The organism is Micromonospora sp. NPDC048894 (assembly GCF_040649765.1).
Lineage (GTDB): Bacteria > Actinomycetota > Actinomycetes > Mycobacteriales > Micromonosporaceae > Micromonospora > Micromonospora antibiotica.
Window position 1 is genome coordinate 533,568 of sequence record NZ_JBEZFY010000005.1, and the last position, 19,913, is coordinate 553,480.

The 19,913-nt window shown below is 72.1% G+C and carries 19 protein-coding genes; 9 read left to right on the forward strand and 10 right to left on the reverse strand.

The genetic code is table 11. The annotated features are described in order from the left end of the window. Positions 1-56 precede the first annotated feature (56 nt). Positions 57-881, reverse strand: a complete 825-nt coding sequence (locus tag AB0C22_RS14480) for a helix-turn-helix transcriptional regulator (protein ID WP_357535240.1) — start codon at positions 879-881, stop codon at positions 57-59. Positions 882-1,135: 254 nt separating this feature from the next. Here AB0C22_RS14480 and AB0C22_RS14485 point away from each other — a divergent pair, with 254 nt between their 5' ends. Continuing rightward, on the forward strand, positions 1,136-1,519 hold the full coding sequence (locus AB0C22_RS14485; protein WP_208567956.1) for a WhiB family transcriptional regulator: 384 nt from the start codon (positions 1,136-1,138) through the stop codon (positions 1,517-1,519). 243 nt (positions 1,520-1,762) lie between these two features. Here the strand turns inward: AB0C22_RS14485 and AB0C22_RS14490 are convergent, their stop codons facing one another. The 4 genes from AB0C22_RS14490 to groES all read right to left on the reverse strand — a co-directional run bounded on the left by AB0C22_RS14490 (position 1,763) and on the right by groES (position 7,366). Continuing rightward, positions 1,763-3,214: a non-reducing end alpha-L-arabinofuranosidase family hydrolase gene (locus tag AB0C22_RS14490; protein ID WP_357535242.1), complete on the reverse strand. Its 1,452-nt coding sequence runs from the start codon at positions 3,212-3,214 to the stop codon at positions 1,763-1,765. 180 nt (positions 3,215-3,394) lie between these two features. Then, positions 3,395-5,203: a molybdopterin-dependent oxidoreductase gene (locus AB0C22_RS14495; protein WP_357535244.1), complete on the reverse strand. Its 1,809-nt coding sequence runs from the start codon at positions 5,201-5,203 to the stop codon at positions 3,395-3,397. A gap of 129 nt (positions 5,204-5,332) precedes the next feature. Next, positions 5,333-6,979 carry a chaperonin GroEL gene (gene groL, locus AB0C22_RS14500; protein ID WP_208567953.1) on the reverse strand — a complete coding sequence of 549 codons (1,647 nt, stop codon included), beginning with the start codon at positions 6,977-6,979 and terminating at the stop codon, positions 5,333-5,335. 72 nt (positions 6,980-7,051) lie between these two features. Beyond that, positions 7,052-7,366, reverse strand: a complete 315-nt coding sequence (gene groES, locus AB0C22_RS14505) for a co-chaperone GroES (protein ID WP_084261531.1) — start codon at positions 7,364-7,366, stop codon at positions 7,052-7,054. Positions 7,367-7,704: 338 nt separating this feature from the next. On the opposite strand from groES, the gene AB0C22_RS14510 reads away from it, so the two are divergent. The 7 genes from AB0C22_RS14510 to AB0C22_RS14540 all read left to right on the forward strand — a co-directional run bounded on the left by AB0C22_RS14510 (position 7,705) and on the right by AB0C22_RS14540 (position 15,066). Next, positions 7,705-9,024 carry a methyltransferase domain-containing protein gene (locus tag AB0C22_RS14510; protein ID WP_357535247.1) on the forward strand — a complete coding sequence of 440 codons (1,320 nt, stop codon included), beginning with the start codon at positions 7,705-7,707 and terminating at the stop codon, positions 9,022-9,024. After that, on the forward strand, positions 8,988-9,467 hold the full coding sequence (gene ybaK / locus AB0C22_RS14515; RefSeq protein WP_219464694.1) for a Cys-tRNA(Pro) deacylase: 480 nt from the start codon (positions 8,988-8,990) through the stop codon (positions 9,465-9,467). The genes AB0C22_RS14510 and ybaK overlap by 37 nt, the downstream gene beginning before the upstream one ends. 212 nt (positions 9,468-9,679) lie before the next feature. Continuing rightward, positions 9,680-10,780 carry a substrate-binding domain-containing protein gene (locus AB0C22_RS14520; RefSeq protein WP_219464695.1) on the forward strand — a complete coding sequence of 367 codons (1,101 nt, stop codon included), beginning with the start codon at positions 9,680-9,682 and terminating at the stop codon, positions 10,778-10,780. Positions 10,781-10,899: 119 nt separating this feature from the next. Further along, a complete protein-coding gene (locus AB0C22_RS14525) occupies positions 10,900-11,718 on the forward strand; it encodes an ATP-binding cassette domain-containing protein (RefSeq protein WP_208567949.1) in 819 nt (272 codons plus the stop codon). Beyond that, positions 11,715-12,974, forward strand: a complete 1,260-nt coding sequence (locus tag AB0C22_RS14530; protein WP_208567948.1) for an ABC transporter permease — start codon at positions 11,715-11,717, stop codon at positions 12,972-12,974. Before AB0C22_RS14525 ends, AB0C22_RS14530 begins: the two co-directional genes overlap by 4 nt. Positions 12,975-13,014: 40 nt before the next feature. Then, entirely contained in the window at positions 13,015-14,196 is a 1,182-nt protein-coding gene (locus tag AB0C22_RS14535; protein WP_219464696.1) for an ROK family protein, read from the forward strand. A gap of 132 nt (positions 14,197-14,328) precedes the next feature. Next, positions 14,329-15,066, forward strand: coding sequence for a DUF4142 domain-containing protein (locus AB0C22_RS14540; protein WP_219464697.1), 738 nt, complete (start codon positions 14,329-14,331; stop codon positions 15,064-15,066). A 163-nt stretch (positions 15,067-15,229) separates the two neighbouring features. Here AB0C22_RS14540 and AB0C22_RS14545 read toward each other — a convergent pair whose 3' ends face one another. Genes AB0C22_RS14545 through tsaB form a run of 4 tightly spaced genes read right to left on the reverse strand, consistent with a single transcriptional unit; the run spans position 15,230 to position 17,852 of the window. Further along, on the reverse strand, positions 15,230-15,484 hold the full coding sequence (locus AB0C22_RS14545) for a hypothetical protein (protein ID WP_208567945.1): 255 nt from the start codon (positions 15,482-15,484) through the stop codon (positions 15,230-15,232). Between the two features lie 13 nt (positions 15,485-15,497). Then, a complete protein-coding gene (gene tsaD, locus AB0C22_RS14550) occupies positions 15,498-16,544 on the reverse strand; it encodes a tRNA (adenosine(37)-N6)-threonylcarbamoyltransferase complex transferase subunit TsaD (RefSeq protein ID WP_208567944.1) in 1,047 nt (348 codons plus the stop codon). Continuing rightward, a complete protein-coding gene (rimI, locus tag AB0C22_RS14555) occupies positions 16,537-17,013 on the reverse strand; it encodes a ribosomal protein S18-alanine N-acetyltransferase (RefSeq protein ID WP_219464699.1) in 477 nt (158 codons plus the stop codon). The genes tsaD and rimI overlap by 8 nt, the downstream gene beginning before the upstream one ends. Continuing rightward, complete coding sequence (gene tsaB / locus AB0C22_RS14560; protein WP_219464701.1) at positions 17,010-17,852, reverse strand: tRNA (adenosine(37)-N6)-threonylcarbamoyltransferase complex dimerization subunit type 1 TsaB; 843 nt, start codon at positions 17,850-17,852, stop codon at positions 17,010-17,012. The genes rimI and tsaB overlap by 4 nt, the downstream gene beginning before the upstream one ends. Positions 17,853-18,185: 333 nt before the next feature. Here tsaB and AB0C22_RS14565 point away from each other — a divergent pair, with 333 nt between their 5' ends. Further along, a complete protein-coding gene (locus tag AB0C22_RS14565) occupies positions 18,186-18,893 on the forward strand; it encodes a helix-turn-helix transcriptional regulator (RefSeq protein WP_357535250.1) in 708 nt (235 codons plus the stop codon). A gap of 191 nt (positions 18,894-19,084) precedes the next feature. On the opposite strand, the gene ung is transcribed toward AB0C22_RS14565, so the two are convergent. Further along, positions 19,085-19,786, reverse strand: coding sequence for a uracil-DNA glycosylase (gene ung / locus AB0C22_RS14570; RefSeq protein WP_357535252.1), 702 nt, complete (start codon positions 19,784-19,786; stop codon positions 19,085-19,087). Positions 19,787-19,913 lie beyond the last annotated feature (127 nt).

Below are 19,913 nucleotides of genomic sequence, written 5' to 3' on the forward strand. Positions count from 1 at the left end.
AGGCCGGTACGACGCCCAGGCGACACGACGGTCTGACGACCAGGCCGATGCAGCGCTCAGGCGACCAGGCCGGCGCGGAAGCCGGCGGCCACCGCGTGCGCCCGGTCCCGGGCACCGAGCTTGCGGAACAGCCGTCGGGCATGGGTCTTGACGGTGTCCTCCGAGACGAACAACTCCCGGCCGATCTCCGCGTTGCTCTTACCCTCGGCCATGCCGAGCAGCACCTGGAGTTCACGCTCGGTCAGCCCGACCGAGGTCCGCCCGCCGCGCGCGCCGGGGGCCGGCCGGGACACCCCACCGGCCGGGCCCGCCTCGACCGGGCCGGTCTCCGGTTCCTCGTCGACCTCGTCGTCACCACGCTGCACGGGCACCACCGACGGCGCTCCGGGCGGCCCCTCGGCCGCCGCCTGCGACCAGCCCGCCGTCGGCGTACGGCCGGTGGTGGGTCGGGGTGGTGCACCGACCGCCGCGGTATCCCGGGCGGGGTCGGCGACCCGGTGCCGGGCGGGCCGGCCGGGTGCGGAGAGCAGCAGCAGTGCCTTGGCCACCGCGCTGGTCAGGTCGTGGTCGGCACCCTGGATCAGGCCGCGCGCCCCGGCGCTGATGGTGGCCGCTGCGGCCTCCGACTCCTCGACGCCGAGCAGCAGCACCGCGGCATGCGGTGCGCGGGCCAGCACCCGGCGGACGAAACCGGCGCTGTCCGGCCGGGTGAGCGCCGTGTCGGCGAGCACCACGTCGACCGGGCGTTCGGCGAGGCGCAGCATCACCTCGGGATCGGAGACGGCCGTCCGGACGACCGCGGCCAGGCCGAGTCGCGACGCCGCATTGGTCAACTGCTGCGCGGCGGCCGGTGTCCGGACGCATACGAGAACGGTACGCACGGTGGTCTCCTCTCCGGACACGAGCAGACCATGACGGGGTCCACCGGGGAGGAGGTTCCGGGCAATCCTCCGAACTTTTCCGACATTTGGGTCATAGGCCGCAGCCGACTCGGGTTTTCGATCTCATCACGTGTGAGTCGACGCGGGTTCGGGTACCGATGCTCCAGGCCGGAAGGCGGTACGCAGCGCGGACCACAGCCCGGACACCGGTTCAACGAGGATCTCCGCGGTGCCGCGCGGGAGGAGGGGTGCTGATGTCGAACGTACGCAGACTGCCCGGACCCATCGTCGACCTGTGGGACTGGCAGCGTCTCGGTGCCTGCCGGGGCCGCGACAGCGCCCAGTTCTTCCACCCGGACGGCGAGCGCGGTTCTTCGCGGCTGCGCCGGGAGTCCGGCGCCAAGTCCGTCTGCCAGGCCTGCCCGGTACGCGCCGAGTGCGCGGCGCACGCCCTGGCGGTCCGCGAACCGTACGGCGTCTGGGGTGGGCTCAGCGAGTCGGAGCGGCTGCGGCTGCTCGCCCTCGGCTGGGAGGACCTGGCCGACCGCCGGCAGACCCGGGTGGACATCGCCCGGATGGAGGCCCGCCTCGGCGCTCCGCACAAGACCGCCGTACCGGCCCAGCACAAGATCGCCTGACCGACCCCACACCTCGACGAGGCCGCACTCCGATCTCCGGAGCGCGGCCTCGTCGTTTCCCCGGCCCCTGGTCCCGACGCCGGGCCGGCCGACATGCACGAAGAGCGGGGCGGGCCCGGCATCGCCGGACCCGCCCCTCATTCCACCCGATCCCGCTCCGAGCCGTCCTACGGCTCACCCGGTGCGGCGTACGCCGCCGGTCGCGGGAGTCAGGAACAGCGGGGTCCCACCTGCATCACACCGTCAGCGCTGCAGGGTCAGCAGACCCGGCCGGTACGGCAGGAGGCCGTAGTCACCGCCCGAGTTCGTGGCGCGGCCCTGGTACAGCAGCTGCAGGTTGCACGGGTCGATCGTGTTCGTCTGGTCCGCGCTGGTGCGCAGCAGTTCACCGTGACTGATGTCGTTGGTCCAGGTGGCACCGCTGTTGGTCTTGCCTGCGAACGGGTTGTTGTAGGTCGTCGCGTTCGGCGTCCAGGTGCCGCTCAGGCTGGTCGCCGTGAACGAGCGGAAGTAGCGCTCCCAGGAGCTGGTCCTGGCCTCGATGATCATCAGGTACTGGTTGCGGCCCGCGACCTTGTAGACCTGCGGTGCCTCGAAGATGTTCTCCGAGGTGTCGCTCATGATCGTCGTGTAGCTGGAGCCGAAGCTGCCCGGGAAGTTCCCGATCGGCATGATCTGGCGGTAGATCTTGCCGTTGTCACCGGCGAAGAACAGGTACATGTTCTGGTCGTCGCCGATGATCGTCTGGTCGATCACGCCGGTGCCGGAGTCGGTGATCTTCGCGGTCGACAGGGTCTGCGCGGCCGACCAGCCGTTGGCGTTGGCCGGGTTGGTCGACGTGCGGTACGAGAACGACGTCGGGCCCCACTGGTGGGCGAGGATCCAGATGTTCTTCGGCGCGAAGTAGAACAGCGACGGCGCGACGGTGCTCTGGCTCATGGTGTTCTGGCTGGCCGAGCCGAGCTGGTTGAGGTTGTCGACCAGGCCGAAGTTCATCGAACCCCAGCCGCCGGTGGCGCTGCTGCTGTGGGTGGTGGCGTACACCAACTGCTTGCCCTGGTAGGGGGCGATGGTGAAGTCCTTGAGTGACGCCCAGCCGGACTTCGGCTGCGCCAGCGGGCCGGTCGACGACCAGCGGTAGGACGTCGGCAGGGAGCAGTTGCCCGGCGGCGGGGTGGTCGGCGGAGGCGTGGTCGGCGGCGGGGTCGTGGGGGGCGGCGTGGTCGGCGGCGGGGTCGTCGGGGGCGGGGTGGTCGGCGGCGGGGTGGTCGGGTTCGGGCCACCGTTGCAGGCCACCCCGTTGAGCGCGAAGCTCGTCGGGACGGGGTTGCTGGACGTCCACGCGCCGTTGAAACCGAACGACACCGAGCCGTTGGTCGGGATCGCGCCGTTGTAGCTGACGTTCTTGGCGGTCACCGCCGAGCCGCTCTGCGTCACGGTCGCGTTCCACGCCTGGGTCACCGACTGCCCGGAGGCGAAGGACCAGGTCAGCGTCCAACTGCTCAGCGCGTCACCCAGGTTGGTGATGGCTACGTTGGCCCCGAAGCCGCCACCCCACTCCGAGGAGACGGCGTAGTTCACCGAGCATCCCGCCGCCGCCGCGCCTGCGGGCAACGCGGTGACGATCGATGCCGACGCCAGCAACGCGACACCGGCCGAGATCAGGCCGACATTGGCCGATCTGGATCTGGACATAAAACACCCTCCTGACGGGACGGAACGTGCACATTGGTGGTGGTCGTTGTTAGGTGAACGTTAACAGTCGCATCAGGGATGTTACGGGAGCGCTCCCACAGCCTCAACCCTCGACACCGCGGAGGATTTTCCAGTAATCAACATATCGATCACGGCTGATGACCGAGAGGTGGTGCGGAATCAGCGGACGGTGACTGTGACACTGTGCCAACCGGTGGCGCCGTCCGGGGCCACCGGGGCGGCCAGCGGGGTCTGGGTCTCGCCGTCCCGGTCGGTCGCCCGCACCTGGAGGGTGTGCTCACCCGGGGTCGCCGGCCACCGCCACGACCACTGCACCCAGGTGTCCACCGACACCGCCGGGGCGAGGGTCGCCTCCTGCCACGCGCCGCCGTCCACCCGTACCTCGACCCGGGCGATCCCCCGGTGCTGCGCCCAGGCCACCCCGGCCACCACCACCTCACCGGCGGTCAGCCGGTTGCGCGGGCGGGGGGTGTCGATCCTCGACTGGGTCTTCACCGGCCCCTGCGCCGACCAGCCACGTGGCACCCAGTACGCGTCGAAGTCGGCGAAGCTGGTCAACTCCAACTCGGTGACCCACTTGCAGGCCGACACGTACCCGTAGAGGCCCGGCACCACCATCCGCACCGGGAACCCGTGCTCGACGGGCAGCGGCTCGCCGTTCATCCCCACCGCCAGCAGGGCGTCCCGGCCGTCGCGCAGCACCGCCGTCGGGGTACCGCAGGTCCAGCCGTCGACCGAGCGGCCGACCACCTGGTCGGCCCCCTCCTCCGGTTCCGCCTCGTCGAGCAGTTCCCTGATCGGGACGCCCAGCCAGCGGGCGTTGCCGATCAGGTCCCCGCCCACCTCGTTGGAGACGCAGGCGAGGGTGACGTAGCGCTCCACCATCGGGCGGGCGAGCAGCTCGGCGAAGGTCAGCTCGATCGGCTTGCGTACCCGGCCATGGATGCGCAACCGCCAGGTCTCCGGATCGACCTGCGGCACCACCAGCGCCGTGTCGATCCGGTAGAAGCCACCGTTCGGCGTGGTGTAGGGGGCGAGCTGGGCCAGCGACAGGTCCGCGCCGGCCGGCACCGTAGGCGCCGCCGCCGACGGGGTGGGCAACGCGACCGCCTCCCGGGCCGCCGAGACCCCCCGCCGCCCGGCGAGCCAATGCCCGCCCAGCCCCACCACGGTCGCCGCGCCCGCCAGCAGGCCGGCCCCCCGCAGGAACCGCCGCCGGGACTCGGGGTCGGTCGACTCCAACGGTTCCCAGCCGGCCGGTGGCCCGGCGGCCGGGGGATCGCCCGACCCGACGGACCGCTCCGCCGCAGGCCCCGGGGTCGGCTCGCCCATCGACGTGGCGGACGACCCGACGGCTGCGGGCCCCCCTGCGGCCGGGGACGGGGACACCTCCGCCGCCGGGGACGGCCCGACGGACGGAGCCGGCTCACCGGAAGGAGCCGGCGCGGGGTGAGCCGCCGCGGTGGGTGGCAGGGCGGTGGATGGCAGGGCGGTGGATGGCAGGGCGGTGGGTGGCTGCCAGGGCCAGGGGTCGAGCTGCCACGGGCCGGCCACGAACGCCCAGAGCACCAGCGCACCCAGCCCTCCGCCGAGCAGGGCCGGAAGGGTGTCGGCAGCGTCCGCGCCGGCCCGAGTGAGCGCGGCGGCGGCACCGAGACCGGCGAACACCGTGATGCCCAACAGCCCCACGGCCAGCCGGCGCGCGGCGAGCACACCGATCCCGGCGGCGAACGCCGCCAGCAGCACCGCCGTACCCACCAGCAGGGCGATCTTGTCGTACCGGCCGAAGACGTCGATGGCGAACTGCTTGAGCGGCTCGGGGACCGTGTCGACCACCACCCCGCCGACCGCGATCAGCGGGGCGGAACGTGGGCCGGTGAGGACGGCGACCGGCTCGGCGACACCGATGGCCACCACGGCGGCGGTGACCCCGGCCAGTGCGGCGAAGCCGCGGGGGGTGGTGCTCATCCGGCCAGTGTCGTCGATCGACCGGGCCGGCCGCCAACCACGTCACCGATCCGTAAGCAGCCGGCCCCGGACGCGTCAGGGCGCACCGCCGAGGTACGACGGTGCGCCCTGAACAGGCGTACTACCGGGTCAGAAACCCGGGCCGTGCTGGTGGCCGTGACCGTGGCCGTGGCCGTGCCCACCGGCGGCGGCCGGCTCCGGCTGCTCCGGCTTCTCCACCACGAGGCTCTCGGTGGTCAGCAGCAGACCGGCGATCGAGGCGGCGTTGGTGACCGCGTTACGGGTCACCTTCACCGGGTCGATGATGCCGGACTTGACCAGGTCGACGTACTCGCCCTTGGCGGCGTCGAGGCCGTGGCCCCACTCCTTGCCGGCGACCTTCTCGACCACCACGTAACCGTCGTGGCCGGCGTTCTGGGCGATCCAGCGCAGCGGCTCGACCAGCGACTTGCGCACGATCGAGACACCGACCTTCTCGTCACCGGTCAGGCCGAGGTCGTCGTCGAGCACCGAACGGATCTGGGCCAGCGCGGCGCCGCCGCCGGGAACCGTACCCTCCTCGACCGCGGCCTTGGTCGCGGCGATCGCGTCCTCGATGCGGTGCTTGCGCTCCTTCATCTCGACCTCGGTCGCCGCGCCCGCCTTGATGACCGCGATGCCACCGGAGAGCTTCGCCAGCCGCTCGGCCAGCTTCTCCCGGTCCCAGTCGGAGTCGGACGCCTCGATCTCCTTGCGGATCTGGGCGACCCGGTCGGCGACCTCGGCGGACTGGCCGCCGCCGTCGATGACGGTGGTGTTCTCCTTGTCGACCACGACGCGCCGGGCGGTGCCGAGCGCCTCCAGGCCGACCTGGTCGAGGCGGTAGCCCAGCTCCGGGGCGACCAGCTCGGCGCCGGTCAGGATCGCCATGTCCTGCAGCATCGCCTTGCGACGGTCGCCGAAGCCCGGGGCCTTGACCGCGCAGACCTTGATGGTCTTGCGGATCGCGTTGACCACCAGGGTCGACAGCGCCTGGCCGTCGACGTCCTCGGCGACGATCAGCAGCGGCTTGCTGTTCTGGAGGACCTTCTCCAGCAGCGGCAGCAGCTCCTCGATCGCCGAGATCTTCTGCGTGGTGATGAGGATGTACGGGTCGTCCAGCACCGACTCCTGCGACTCGGAGTCGGTGACGAAGTTGGGCGAGATGAAGCCCTTGTCGAACTGGAGACCCTCGGTCACCTCCAGCTCGGTGGTGAGGGTGGAGCCCTCCTCGACGGTGATGACACCGTCGCGGCCGACCCGCTCCATCGCCTCGGCGATCAGCTCGCCGATGGTGGCGTCCTGCGCGGAGATCGTCGCCACGTGCGCGATCGACTCCTTGTCGGCCACCTCGACGGCCCGGCCGAGCAGCGCCTCGGAGACCTTGGCGGCCGCCGCGTCGACGCCCCGCTTGAGGCCGGCCGGGTTGGCCCCGGCGGTCACGTTGCGCAGGCCCTCGCGCACCATCGCCTGGGCCAGCACGGTCGCGGTGGTGGTCCCGTCGCCGGCGACGTCGTTGGTCTTCGTCGCCACCTCCTTGACCAGCTGCGCGCCGAGGTTCTCGTACGGGTTGGTGAGCTCGATCTCCTTGGCGATGGTCACACCATCGTTGGTGATCGTCGGCGCACCGAATTTCTTGTCCAGGACGACGTTGCGCCCGCGCGGGCCGAGGGTGACCTTGACCGTGTCCGCGAGGGCGTTGACACCGTGCTCCAGCAGGTGTCGGGCGTCGTCCGAGAAGCTCAGGATCTTCGCCATGAATGTCCCTTCGAAGCGTCGTCGCCCCGGCCCGGCGAGCCGGACCGGGGCGACGACACTGGAATCGGTTGGTTACTTCTCGATGACCGCGAGAACGTCGCGGGCGGAGAGCACCAGGTACTCCTCGCCGGCGTACTTGATCTCGGTGCCGCCGTACTTCGAGTAGAGAACGGTGTCGCCGACCTTGACGTCGAGCGGCACGCGGTTGCCCTTGTCGTCGATCCGGCCCGGGCCGACGGCGAGGACGGTGCCCTCCTGCGGCTTCTCCTTGGCGGTGTCGGGGATCACGATGCCCGACGCCGTGGTGGTCTCAGCCTCGTTCGCCTGGACCACGATGCGGTCCTCGAGCGGCTTGATCGCAACCTTGGTCGCGGTAGTCACGGGCATACCCTCCTGGGGTACTTGGTTTCGTTGCCGGCCGAGAGTCCGACCAGCGTCAATCTGCCACATGCCACCGGGCGGGGCCGTCGTCGCGGGTGCCGGTCCGCCTGGCGTTCAGCACCCGGACCAGGTGGCCCGGACGCTGGCACCCTCAGGGTGAGAGTGCTAATCGCAGGTTATTCCTCGGCTAGCACTCCGTCAAGGAGAGTGCCAATCCGCCGCCCTTCGTGTCGACCGGGCGGTGCCCGACCCGACGGCGGCGATCCGGCGGTGCGGACACCGCCCGGAGGCCGCGACACCGGCCCGACCGAGTCGGCCCGCCGGCCGGGCCGGACAATGAGGGCGTGGATCTCGACCAGTTCGCCGCGCTGCGTACCCCCGAGGGGTCGGTCGTGCTCGCCGCGGCGACCGAGGTGGCCGGCGGCGACCCGCTGGTCGCGGCGGCGGCGCTGCGGTCGCGTGGGGTGCCCCCCGGGCTGGCCGCCGCCGCGCTGACCCAGGCCGAGCTGCGTCGCCGGGCGGTCGGCAAGTTCGGCCCCGAGGCGGCCGGGATGTTCCTCACCCGCCCCGGCCTGGAGCAGGCCACCCGTCGGGTCGTCGCCGACCGGCGGGCCGGGCGGCTCGCCGCCGCCGGGGTGCGCACCCTCGCCGACCTGGGCTGCGGCCTCGGCGCCGACGCGCTCGCCGCCGCCCGCGCCGGCATCCGGGTGTACGGGGTGGAGGCCGACCCGGTCACCGCCGCGCTCGCCGCCGCGAACGCCGAGGCGGCCGGCCTGGCCGGGCGGTTCACCGTCGAGTGCGGCGACGCGACGGCGTTCGACGTGACCCGGGTCGACGCGGTCTTCTGTGATCCGGCCCGACGGCGGGCCGGCACCGGACGACGGATCTTCGACCCGAACGCCTACTCGCCGCCGTGGGACTTCGTCACCGGGCTGGCCGGCAGGGTGCCGCACACGGTGGTGAAGGTGGCCCCCGGCGTCGACCACGCGTTGATCCCGGCCGGGGCCGAGGCGGAGTGGGTCAGCGTCGACGGGGACCTGGTCGAGGCGGCCCTCTGGGGCGGCCCGCTCGCCGAGGTGCCCCGCCGGGCGACCGTGCTGAGGGCGGGGACCGCCGACCGGCAGCGCCCGGCAGACGGTTCTCCCACCTGCCGTACCGCCGACCGCGATCCGGTCGCCGCCCACCAGTTGACCGGCACCGGTGCGGCCGAGGCCACGGTCGGACCGGTGCGGCGCTACCTGTACGACCCGGACCCGGCGGTGGTCCGGGCGCACCTGGTCGCGGAGCTGGCCGGCACGCTCGACGCGACGCTTGCCGATCCGAGCATCGCCTACCTCTACGCCGACGCCCCGCGGCCGACCCCGTTCGGCCGGTGCCTGGAGATCGTCGACGTGCTGCCGTTCTCGCTGAAGCGGCTGCGCGCACTGCTGCGGGAGCGCCGGGTCGGCCGGGTCGAGATCCTCAAGCGAGGCTCGGCGCTGGTGCCCGAACAGCTGCGCCGGGACCTGCGGCTGGCCGGAGAGAACCCGGCCAGCCTGGTGCTGACCCGGGTGGCCGGGGCACCGACGGTGCTGGTCGGTCGACCGGTCGCGGACGGGGCCGGGCCGGGCCGGGCTAGCGTGACCGCATGGCGGGACGGTCCACCGCGGCGACGGCGCTGCTGACCAGGCAGAAGATCACCCACAGCATCCATCCGTACGAGGTCTCCCCGGATGCGCCCCACTACGGCGCGCTGGTCGCGGCGGCGCTCGGGGTGCCACCGCAGCGGGTGTTCAAGACCCTCGTCGCCGAGGTGGACGGGGCGCTGACGGTGGCGGTCGTCCCGGTCACCGGCGAGCTGGACCTCAAGGCGCTGTCGGCGGCGGTCGGTGGCAAACGGGCCACGTTGGCCGACCGGGCCGTCGCCGAGCGGAGCACCGGGTACGTGCGGGGCGGGATCAGTCCGCTCGGTCAACGGCGACGGTTGCCGACGGTGGTGGACGTCTCCGCGCTGGACCACGAGACCGTCTATGTCTCGGCGGGTCGTCGGGGTCTGCAGCTCCAGCTCGCCCCGACCGACCTGGTCGCCCTCACCGGGGCCGGTACCGCGCGGATCGCCACCCGCTGACCAGCCCCGGCAGGGCGGTCGCAGACCGGACACGCAGCGTGATTGCGGGACGGGTGTCCTGCGGGTGACAACCGCGTTGCTGAATTGTTACCGCCGCCAACAAACTTCTGACCTCGGCAGTCTTGCGCCCGAGATGTGAGCGGGAATACGTTGCCGGACACAACAAAACACCGACCACTCCTTCCCCCACCCTCGAAAGGACCCGTGCAGACATGCGCAAGGGCTTCCTCACCTTCGCCGCCGTCGGCCTGCTCGCCACCGGCAGCATGGCCGCCTGTGGCGACGACTCCAGCAGCAACGACACCGGCGGCAGCGCCGCCAAGAAGCCGAAGATCGGCGTGATCCTGCCGGACAGCAAGTCCTCCGCCCGCTGGGAGACGGCCGACCGCCGGTTCCTCAAGGAGGCGTTCGACAAGGCCGGCGTCGAGTCGGACATCCAGAACGCGCAGAACGACAAGAACGCCTTCCAGACCATCGCCGACCAGATGATCACCGGTGGCGTCACCACCCTGATGATCGTCAACCTGGACTCCGGCACCGGCAAGGCCGTGCTGGACAAGGCGAAGTCGCAGGGCGTCGCGACGATCGACTACGACCGGCTCACCCTGGGCGGCTCCGCCCAGTACTACGTCAGCTTCGACAACGAGGCCGTCGGCAAGCTCCAGGGCGAGGGCCTGGCCAAGTGCCTGACCGAGAAGGGCGTCAAGAACCCGACGGTCGCCTACCTCAACGGCTCGCCGACCGACAACAACGCCACCCTGTTCAAGAACGGCTACGACTCGGTGCTCAAGCCGAAGTTCGAGTCGAAGGAATACACCAAGGGCCCCGACCAGGCCGTCCCGGACTGGGACCCGGCGCAGGGTGCCACCATCTTCGAGCAGATGCTCACCCAGACCGGCGGCAAGATCGACGGCGTGCTCTCCGCCAACGACGGCCTCGGCAACGCGGCCATCTCGGTGCTCAAGAAGAACAAGCTCAACGGCAAGGTCCCGGTGACCGGCCAGGACGCCGACGTGACCGGCCTGCAGAACATCCTCGCCGGTGACCAGTGCATGACCGTCTACAAGGCCGTCAAGAAGGAGGCCGACGCGGCCGCCGAGCTGGCCATCGCCGTGGCGAAGGGCGAGCGCAAGGAGACCGGGCAGACCGTCAAGGACCCGGAGAGCGGCCGGGACGTCCCGTCCGTGCTGCTGGAGCCGAAGGCGATCGACAAGTCGACCGTCAAGGACGTCGTGGCCGACGGCTACGTCGACAAGGCCAAGCTCTGCACCGGCGCGTACGCCGCGCTCTGCACCGCCAACGGCATCAGCTGACCCGTACGACGAGCGTCGTACCCCGCCGACGCGACGCCGCCCGGCACGGAACCTCGTGCCGGGCGGCGCTCGCCGCCGGACGGGTCCCGAGATCTTCCCTCCGTACGAAGGAGACCCCCGTGTCCGCGACCCCCCTGCTGGAACTGCGCGGGATCGACAAGAGCTTCGGTCCCGTCCAGGTCCTGCGCGACGTCGCCCTCGCCGCCCACGCCGGAGAGGTGACCGCACTGGTCGGCGACAACGGCGCCGGCAAGTCCACGCTGGTCAAGTGCATCAGCGGCATCTACCCGGCCGACGCCGGTGAGTTCCTCTTCGACGGCCGACCGGTGAGCATCAACAGCCCCCGCGACGCCGCCACGCTCGGCATCGAGGTCGTCTACCAGGACCTCGCGCTCTGCGACAACCTCGACATCGTGCAGAACATGTTCCTCGGCCGGGAGAAGCACAGCGGGCTGGTGCTCGACGAGCCGACCATGGAGCAGATGGCCGCGGAAACCCTGGCCGGGCTCTCCGTACGGACCGTGAAGTCGCTGCGCCAGCACGTCTCCAGCCTCTCCGGCGGGCAGCGGCAGACCGTCGCCATCGCCAAGGCGGTGCTCTGGAACAGCAAACTGGTCATCCTCGACGAGCCGACCGCCGCGCTGGGCGTCGCCCAGACCGCCCAGGTGCTCGAACTGGTCCGCCGGTTGGCCGACAACGGGCTGGCCGTGGTGCTGATCTCACACAACATGAACGACGTCTTCGCCGTGTCCGACCGGGTCGCCGCGCTCTACCTCGGCCAGATGGTCGCCCAGGTGAAGACCACCGACATCACCCACTCACAGGTCGTCGAGTTGATCACCGCCGGTCGTTCCGGCAATCTCGGTCTGACCGGCGAGCCGGTCACCGCCGGCAACGGCGCAGGACCCGCCGACACCACTGCAGGAGGCGTTCGATGACCACCACCGCCGTGCGCAAGGAAGGCCCGGCGGCGGTCACGCCACCGCCTACCGTCGGCAGCCACCTCCGCGGCTACTGGGGCCGGGTACGCGGCGGCGACATCGGCGCGCTGCCCGCCGTACTCGGGCTGATCGTGCTCTGCACGGTCTTCTCGGTCATGCGGCCGTCGTTCCTCACCGCCGGCAACTTCGCCAACCTGTTCACCCAGGGCGCGGCGGTCACCCTGATCGCCATGGGGCTGGTCTTCGTCCTGCTGCTCGGCGAGATCGACCTCTCGGCCGGCTTCGCCAGCGGGGTCTGCGCGGCCGTCCTGGCCAACGTCGCCACCAAGGCCGGCTACCCCTGGTACGTGGCGGTGCTCGCCGCGATCCTCACCGGCGTGGTCATCGGCACCGTGCTCGGCTTCCTGGTCGCCAAGATCGGCATCCCGTCCTTCGTGGTCACCCTGGCCGGCTTCCTCGCCTTCCAGGGCATCGTGCTGATGCTGATCAGCGGGGGCGCCAACATCTCGGTCAACGACGAGGTGCTGGTGGCGATCGCCAACCGCAACCTGCCGCCCACCCTCGGCTGGGCGCTGGCCGCCATCGCCATCGGCGGGTACGCGGCCGTGCAACTGCTGCGCCACCGCAAGCGGCTGTCCCGGGGCCTGACCACCGACCCGATGGCGGTGGTGCTCGCCCGCATCGGCGGGCTGACCCTGATCCTCGGCATCGCGGTCTACATCCTCAACCAGGAACGCAGCCGCAACGTCCTGATCAACTCGCTCAAGGGCGTACCGATCGTGGTGCCGGTCATCGCGGTGCTGCTGATCGTCTGGACCTTCGTGCTCCAGCGCACCAGCTACGGCCGGCACGTCTACGCCGTCGGCGGCAACAAGGAGGCCGCCCGCCGGGCCGGCATCAACGTCGACAAGATCCGCATCTCGGTCTTCGTGATCTGCTCGTCCATGGCGGCCATCGGCGGCATCGTCGCGGCCAGCCGGGCCAACTCGGTGGACCCGAACACCGGCGGCAGCAACGTGCTGCTCTACGCTGTCGGCGCAGCGGTGATCGGCGGCACCAGCCTCTTCGGCGGCAAGGGCCGGGTCCTCGACGCCGTGCTCGGTGGCGCGGTGGTCGCCGTCATCGACAACGGCATGGGCCTGATGGGCTACAGCGCCGGGGTGAAGTACGTCGTCACCGGCGTGGTGCTGCTCCTCGCGGCCAGCGTGGACGCGCTGTCGCGCCGCCGCGCCTCCGCCTCCGGCACCCGCTGATCCGCGTACGCCACCGGCGGGACATGGGGTGCCACCAACGATGCGGGTAGGACCGAGCCAGGACGAGATCCGGCGGCAGAACCTCGGGGCCCTGCTCCGGCACGTCCACGTGCACGGCGCCACCTCCCGCGCGGAACTCACCACCGCCCTCGGCCTCAACCGCAGCACCATCGGCGCGCTCACCTCCGACCTGGCCGGCGCCGGGCTGGTCAGCGAGGGCACGCCCAAGGAGACCGGCCGGGCCGGACGACCCTCACTGGTCGTCCGGCCCGAGTCGGCCCGGGTCTACGCGTACGCGTACTCGATCGAGGTGGACCGGCTGCGGGCCGCGCGGGTCGGTCTCGGCGGCGAGGTGCTCGACCGCCGTGAGCTGGACCGGCCGCGTGACCTGGACGCCGCGGAGACCGCCCCGATGCTGGCCGGCGCGCTCAAGCAGATGCGGGAACGGGTGGCACCCGGGTCGGTCTGCGTCGGCGCCGGGGTCGCCGTCTGCGGCATGGTCCGCAAGGCCGACGGGCTGGTCCGACTCGGCCCCACCACCGGGTGGGTGGACGAGCCGATCGGCGCGGCGCTCGCCGCCGAGGTGGGCGTGGAGTTGCCGGTCACGGTCGGCAACGTGGCCGACGTCGCCGCCTTCGCCGAACACGCCCGGGGCGTCGCCGCCGGCTGCGACAACGTCATCTACCTCTACGGGGACGTCGGCGTCGGTGCCGGCATCATCGCCGGAGGCCGCCGGCTGACCGGCCACGGTGGCTACGGCGGCGAGGTCGGACACATGGTCGTGGTACGCGACGGCACGCCCTGCGAGTGCGGCTCACGGGGCTGCTGGGAGACCCAGATCGGCGAGTACGGGCTGCTGCGGGCCGCCGGCCGCTCCGAGGCCCGGGGCCGCGACGCGCTGCTGGCCGTGTTCGACGCCGCCGACCGGGGTGACGCCCGCGCCCAGACCGCCGTACGGCACGCCGGTGACTGGCTCGGCTTCGGCGTGGCGAACCTGGTCAACATCTTCAACCCCGAGATGGTCATCTTCGGTGGCACCATGCGGGACCTCTACCTCGCCGCCGCAGCCCAGGTCCGCAGCCGGCTCAACGAGACCGGGCTGCCCGCCTGCCTGGAACACGTCCGGCTGCGTACCCCCAAACTCGGTGACGACGCGGCCCTGATCGGCGCGGCCGAGCTGGCCTTCGAACGGCTCCTCGCCGACCCGCTCGACGCCGCCTGAACGGATACCTCCCGACTCGTGCGCCACCCGGTGAACTGATCGGCCCGACAGTCCGTACCAGTGGACGGACGGGCAGCCGGCAGGTCGCTGCCCGGCAGGACAGGTCGGCCCGGATCGAGGAGGCACCGCAGCATGGCATCGCTGGATTCCGTACGTCGTCGGCGAGGGCACCGGACCCACCGGGTGGCGGTGTTGGTCGTCACCTTCCTGGCCGGGCTGGTCGTGCTACCCGGCATGGCCGTCGCCGCTCCCGGCGTCCAGATGAACGCCGCCGACGTGGCGCTGCTCAACGGCGTTCGACTGGCCGGCCTGTGGGAGATGCCGGCCGGCACGATGGCCGCCGACAAGGGCCAGTCCGCGCGGGTACGGGAGGTCGGCGCGGAGATCGCCCGGCAGCACGGCGTCCTCGACGAACTGGTGGTGCAGGCCGCCAACAAGCTGGGCGCGACGCTGCCGAGCGACCCCACCACCGAGCAGAAGGGGTGGCTGACCGAAATGCAGAACGCCTCCGGTGCTCAGTTCGACCAGATCTTCGTCACCCGGCTCCGGGTGGCCCACGGCAAGATCTTCCCGGTGATCGGCGCGGTCCGGGCCAGCACCCGGGACAACACCGTCCGCAAGCTCGCCGACGAGGCCAACAAGTTCGTCAACGACCACATGGCCATGCTGGAGAGCACCGGCCTGGTCCGCTGGCAGCAGATGCCGCCGGCCGCGATCCCGGCCGCGCAGCAGGACTCGCTGGTCGCCGCCGCCCAGGCCGGGGCCGCCGGCCCGTCGGTCGCGATCAGCACCACCGTCGTCTGGGCGGTCTTCCTGCTCGCGCTCGGCGCGGGCGGCTACGCCACCTGGCGGATCACCCGCCGCAGCTGACCCCACGCACCTGACCCGACGGCCCGCAGGCGGCACCACCGCCGGCGGGCCGTCGGGCTGTCCGGGCCGGGGCGGCCGATTTTCCGGCCGGGGTGGCCGACTTCCGGGCGCACCGGGTTGGGGACGGCCGGCTGTCCGGGCGCACCGGGTTGGGGGCGGTCGGTCAGCGGTCGACCTGGGTGAAATCCCACGAGTGCGGGGGACGGGCGACCAGGGTGGCCGGCGGATCAGGCAACGCGCGGGGGTTGCTGCGCCACTTCGAGATGACCACCACCCGGTGGTCGGTGGACGAGAAGACCTCACTGGACAGGTGCAGCGGATCGTGCTCGAACTCCGGCAGCGCCGTCTCGCACACCCAGGTGATCAGGTCGGCGAAGCCGTACGACTCGGCCCGCGCCTCCCACATCCGTACGATCACGTCGCCCCTCCCGTCACACGCTGACCGTGGTCAGGGGCAACGCCGAGTCGGCGGGCAGGTCCAGCCGGCTCGGGCGTACCCCGGCGGCCACCAGGTGCGACCCGAGTGCGGCGACCATCGCCCCGTTGTCGGTACACAACCCCGGCCGGGGCACCCGGACCCGGATGCCGTACCGCTGCGCCCGCTGCTCGGCCATCGACCGCAGCCGTGAGTTCGCCGCCACTCCCCCGCCGATGACCAAAGTGTCCACCCCGTGTGCCCGGCACGCGGCGAGGGCCTTGCCGGTGAGCACGTCGCAGACCGCCTCCTGGAACGACGCGGCCACGTCGGCCACCGGCACCGGCTCACCGGAGCGCCGCCGGCCCTCCACCCAGCGGGCCACCGCCGTCTTCAGTCCCGAGAAGGAGAAGTCGTACCGGTGGGCGGCGAGATCCTTGGCGGCGGTGAGGCCGCGAGGGAAGGCGATCGACGCCGGGTCGCCGGACCGCGCCTCCCGGTCGATGTACGGGCCACCCGGGAAGGGCAGGCCGAGCAGCCGGGCCACCTTGTCGAACGCTTCCCCGGCCGCGTCGTCGATGGTCGCGCCCAGCGGGGTCACCCCCCGGGCCAGGTCGTCGACGAGCAGCAGCGAGGAGTGCCCACCGGAGACCAGCATCGCGATCGCCGGCGCGGGCAGCGGGCCGTGCTCCAGGGTGTCCACGGCGACGTGCGCGGCCAGGTGGTTCACCCCGTACACCGGTTTCTCGGCGGCCAGCGCGTAACCCTTGGCGGCGGCCACCCCGACCAGCAGGGCACCGGCCAGGCCGGGCCCGGAGGTGACCGCGATCGCGTCGATGTCGGCGATGGTCACCCCCGCCTCGCGCAGCGCCCGGTCCATGGTCGGCACGATGGCCTCCAGGTGTGCCCGGCTGGCCACCTCGGGCACCACCCCACCGAACCGGGCGTGTTCGTCCACACTGGAGGCGAGCGCGTCGGCGAGCAGGGTGTGCCCGCGCACGATGCCCACCCCGGTCTCGTCGCAGGAGGTCTCGATGCCGAGGATCAGCGGTTCGTCAGCCATGGTCCGTCCCGTCTGCGGCCGGTTCCGCGTCACGCCGCATGACCAGCGCGTCGGTGTTGCTCGGTTGGTAGTAGCCCCGCCGTACGCCGATCGGCTCGAACCCGTACGTCGCGTAGAGCCGCTGGGCGGGGGCGTTGTCGACGGCCACCTCCAGCAGGACGCTGCCGATCCCGCGCCGGGCCGCCTCGGCGAGCAGGTCCACCAGCAGCGCCCGGCCGATCCCGCGCCGCTGGGCGTCCCGGCGGACCGCGATGTTCTGCACCCACGACTCGCCGTCCGGGTCGACGGTCAGACCCGCGTAGCCCAGCAACGACCCGTCCGTGTCCAGGGCGACCCGGTAGTAGTGGCCGCTGGCCAACTCGTTCCAGAACATCGCCGGCGACCACTGCTCGGCACCGAACAGGTCCTCCTCGATCGGCAGCACCTCGGCGACGTGCCACCAGCGGAACCGGTCGATGCGTACCGTCACGGCAGCACCGACTTGCGGCTGGTCGCCGCGACCGCGTCCGGGCGGCGCAGATACAACGGGGTGAGCGTCTCGCCGGGGGCACCCGCCCGGATCCGTTCGGCGGCCAGGGTCACCAGCGCGACGGCGTCGGGGTAGCGGGGTTCGGCGCACAGCGGCAGGCCGAGCACGTCGGCGTAGCGGTGGGCACCGTCGCCGGCCGCGACGGTCACGGCCAACTCCCGGGCCCGGGCGGCGGCGACCGCCGGGGCGTCCACCTCCGGCCCGACGATCCGCTGGCCGTCGCCGTCGTAGACCGCCCAGTAGACCTCCTTGCGCCGGGCGTCGGCGGCGACCAGCACCCGCCGCTCCCCCGCCGCCGCGTCGCCGACCGTCGCCCCGCCTGTTCCGACCTGTCCGCCCGTGGCGTCGCCGGCTGTGGCCTGTCCAGCCGTGGCGTCGCCGGTTCCGGCCGGCCCGGCCGTGGCGCTGCTGGCTTCGGCCTTACCGGACACGGCGTGGCCGGGCGACGCATCCGCCGTGGTGGGGTGGGCGATGCCGTCGAGCGAGCAGACGCCGTACGTGGGGATGCCGAGCACCTGGCCCATGGTGGCGGCGGTGACCAGGCCGACCCGCAGCCCGGTGAAGGGACCGGGGCCGAGCCCAGCGACGATTGCGCCGAGGTCACCCGGTCGCGCGTCGACGTCGGTGAGCACCGCCTCGACCTGCGGGGCGAGTAGCTCACCGTGGGCCCGGGCATCGATCGTGCACCGGTACGCCCGCAGCGCGACGCCGTCCGCCGTGACCTCGACCAGCGCCGCGGTGACCGCGGGGGTCGAGGAGTCCACCACCAGTACGAGCACGGTAAGCCAGCCTAGCCGTCCGTCCGCGCCGCCCGCCCACACCCCGCCCGCCCACACCCCGCCCGCCAGTCACGCCCACGCCCGCCCCACCCCCGGTCGGGCAACGCCGGTGCCGCCATCGCCGGAGCCGGTCGTCGGGAGGGGCCGGCCGCAGGACGCAGGACGGTGGGGTGGGCCGGAACGGGGTGTAGACGGTGGGGTGGGCCGGAACGGGGTGTAGACGGTGGGGTGGGCCGGAACGGGGTGTAGCAGTCCGTGGTAACCGTTATGCCTCTCCGTCATTTTTATGACGCACAGGCATAACGGTTACCGCCATCACCTCATCATGCTGGGATGCCTGAGAGTGGTCGCCTCACCACAGAGATCGCCGCCCTGCTGCGCCGGGAACGCCATGCCGCCGCGCTCACCCAGCAGCAACTGGCGGATCGAGCCGGGACGAGTCAGAGCGCGGTGGCCCGCATCGAGCGCGGGGAACGGGTGCCGGCCCTCCCGTTGGTGGAGCGTCTCTTCGCCGCCCTCGGCCAACAACTCGCCGTTACCGCCGAGCCGCTCGACAGCCACCTCGACGCCCGGATGGACGCCCTTGCCGCACGGTCGCTCGACGAGCGGATCGACGAGCTGGGGCTGGACCGGATGTTGGAGCGGCTGGGCGATCTGCCCCACCTGGTCACCGGCGGCACCGCCGCACTGCTCCAGGGCGCGCCGGTACCGGTCGACGCGGTCGAGATCGCCGTCCGGTGGCGCGACTCCGCCCGGTTCACGGCCTGGCTGGAAGCCGCCTACGGGCAGCGCTGGAACGCCAGGTGGCGGGAGTTCGGCGGACTGTACCTGGAGCCGCAGGAGCCGGGCGAGCACTACTGGATGACCCGGTACGGCGGGATCCGTGCCCAACTGTGCGACGAGTTCCCGGAGGCGATCGAGGTGCGACACGGGGGCCGCGGCTACCGGGTGGTCCCGCTGGTCATGGTGGAGCTGACCGACCCGCAGGCCGCCGCCCTGCTGCGCCGACACCGGCAACGCTCAGCCGCCGACCGCACCTGACTCAACCCACACCTCGGTCACCGGCCACCTCCCTGGGCAGCGGGCCGAGGGAGGTGAGCCAGGGAGGTGGCCGGTGACCGAGGAGGTGAGCCGGGCGGCCGACAGCCGAGAACGGTGGGCCAGGTGGCCGCGAGGGGCGGGCCGGGCGACCGGTATGGCGGGCCGGGTGGGCGGGCGGCGGGGTGGGCGGGTCAGCCGGCCGTGCGCTCCCAGTCGATCGGGGGCGCACCCGCGTCGGCGAGGGCCTTGTTGGTGGCGCTGAACGGGCGGCTGCCGAGGAAGCCGCGCGGGTTCATCGGGCTCGGGTGGCCGGCCTCCAGCACGACGTGCCGGGTGTTGGTGACCAGGGCGGCCTTCTTGCGGGCGTAGCCGCCCCAGAGCAGGAAGACCACCGGCTCGTCCCGGGCGTCCAGGGCCCGGATCGTCGCGTCGGTGAACTCCTCCCACCCCCTGTTCGCGTGCGAACCGGGGCTGGCCTGCCGGACGGTGAGCACCGCGTTGAGCAGCAGCACACCCTGCGCCGCCCAGCCGTCCAGGTTGCCGCTGCGCGGTTTGGGCACACCGAGGTCCTCGCTCAGCTCCTTGAAGACGTTGCGCAACGACGGCGGCACGGACACCCCCTCGCGGACGCTGAAGCTCAACCCGTGCGCCTGCCCCGCCTTGTGGTAGGGGTCCTGGCCGAGGATCAGCACCCGGCACTGCTGCGGACCGCACAGCCGGTAGGCCGAGAAGAGATCGTCCAGCGGCGGAAAGACGGTCTGGGTGGCGTACTCGTGGGCGACGAACTCGGCCAGCGCCGCCGTCCGGGCCGGGTCGAGGTGCGGGGTGAGCACGGCACGCCACTCCTGCGGCAGCAGCGACAGCAGGTCGAGGGTGGGGGTGTCGTCGGGCATCGGCAACCTTTCACAACGAAGTCCACGGCACTCTAAGGGATGTCTCGTAACTCGGTGATGGCGTTGCCGGTCAACGGTTGCGGTGTCACCCGAGCAGAATGATGTTGTGGAGGTGGGCGATGCCGGA

Bases quoted from the DNA above. Each gene is read 5' to 3' on its own strand.
- AB0C22_RS14485 (WP_208567956.1), top strand. From the start codon at position 1,136: ATGTCGAACGTACGCAGACTGCCCGGACCCATCGTCGACCTGTGGGAC.
- AB0C22_RS14490 (WP_357535242.1), bottom strand. From the start codon at position 3,214: ATGTCCAGATCCAGATCGGCCAATGTCGGCCTGATCTCGGCCGGTGTC.
- AB0C22_RS14495 (WP_357535244.1), bottom strand. From the start codon at position 5,203: ATGAGCACCACCCCCCGCGGCTTCGCCGCACTGGCCGGGGTCACCGCC.
- groL (WP_208567953.1), bottom strand. From the start codon at position 6,979: ATGGCGAAGATCCTGAGCTTCTCGGACGACGCCCGACACCTGCTGGAG.
- groES (WP_084261531.1), bottom strand. From the start codon at position 7,366: ATGCCCGTGACTACCGCGACCAAGGTTGCGATCAAGCCGCTCGAGGAC.
- ybaK (WP_219464694.1), top strand. From the start codon at position 8,988: ATGGCGGGACGGTCCACCGCGGCGACGGCGCTGCTGACCAGGCAGAAG.
- AB0C22_RS14520 (WP_219464695.1), top strand. From the start codon at position 9,680: ATGCGCAAGGGCTTCCTCACCTTCGCCGCCGTCGGCCTGCTCGCCACC.
- AB0C22_RS14530 (WP_208567948.1), top strand. From the start codon at position 11,715: ATGACCACCACCGCCGTGCGCAAGGAAGGCCCGGCGGCGGTCACGCCA.
- AB0C22_RS14535 (WP_219464696.1), top strand. From the start codon at position 13,015: ATGCGGGTAGGACCGAGCCAGGACGAGATCCGGCGGCAGAACCTCGGG.
- AB0C22_RS14540 (WP_219464697.1), top strand. From the start codon at position 14,329: ATGGCATCGCTGGATTCCGTACGTCGTCGGCGAGGGCACCGGACCCAC.
- tsaD (WP_208567944.1), bottom strand. From the start codon at position 16,544: ATGGCTGACGAACCGCTGATCCTCGGCATCGAGACCTCCTGCGACGAG.
- AB0C22_RS14565 (WP_357535250.1), top strand. From the start codon at position 18,186: ATGCCTGAGAGTGGTCGCCTCACCACAGAGATCGCCGCCCTGCTGCGC.
- ung (WP_357535252.1), bottom strand. From the start codon at position 19,786: ATGCCCGACGACACCCCCACCCTCGACCTGCTGTCGCTGCTGCCGCAG.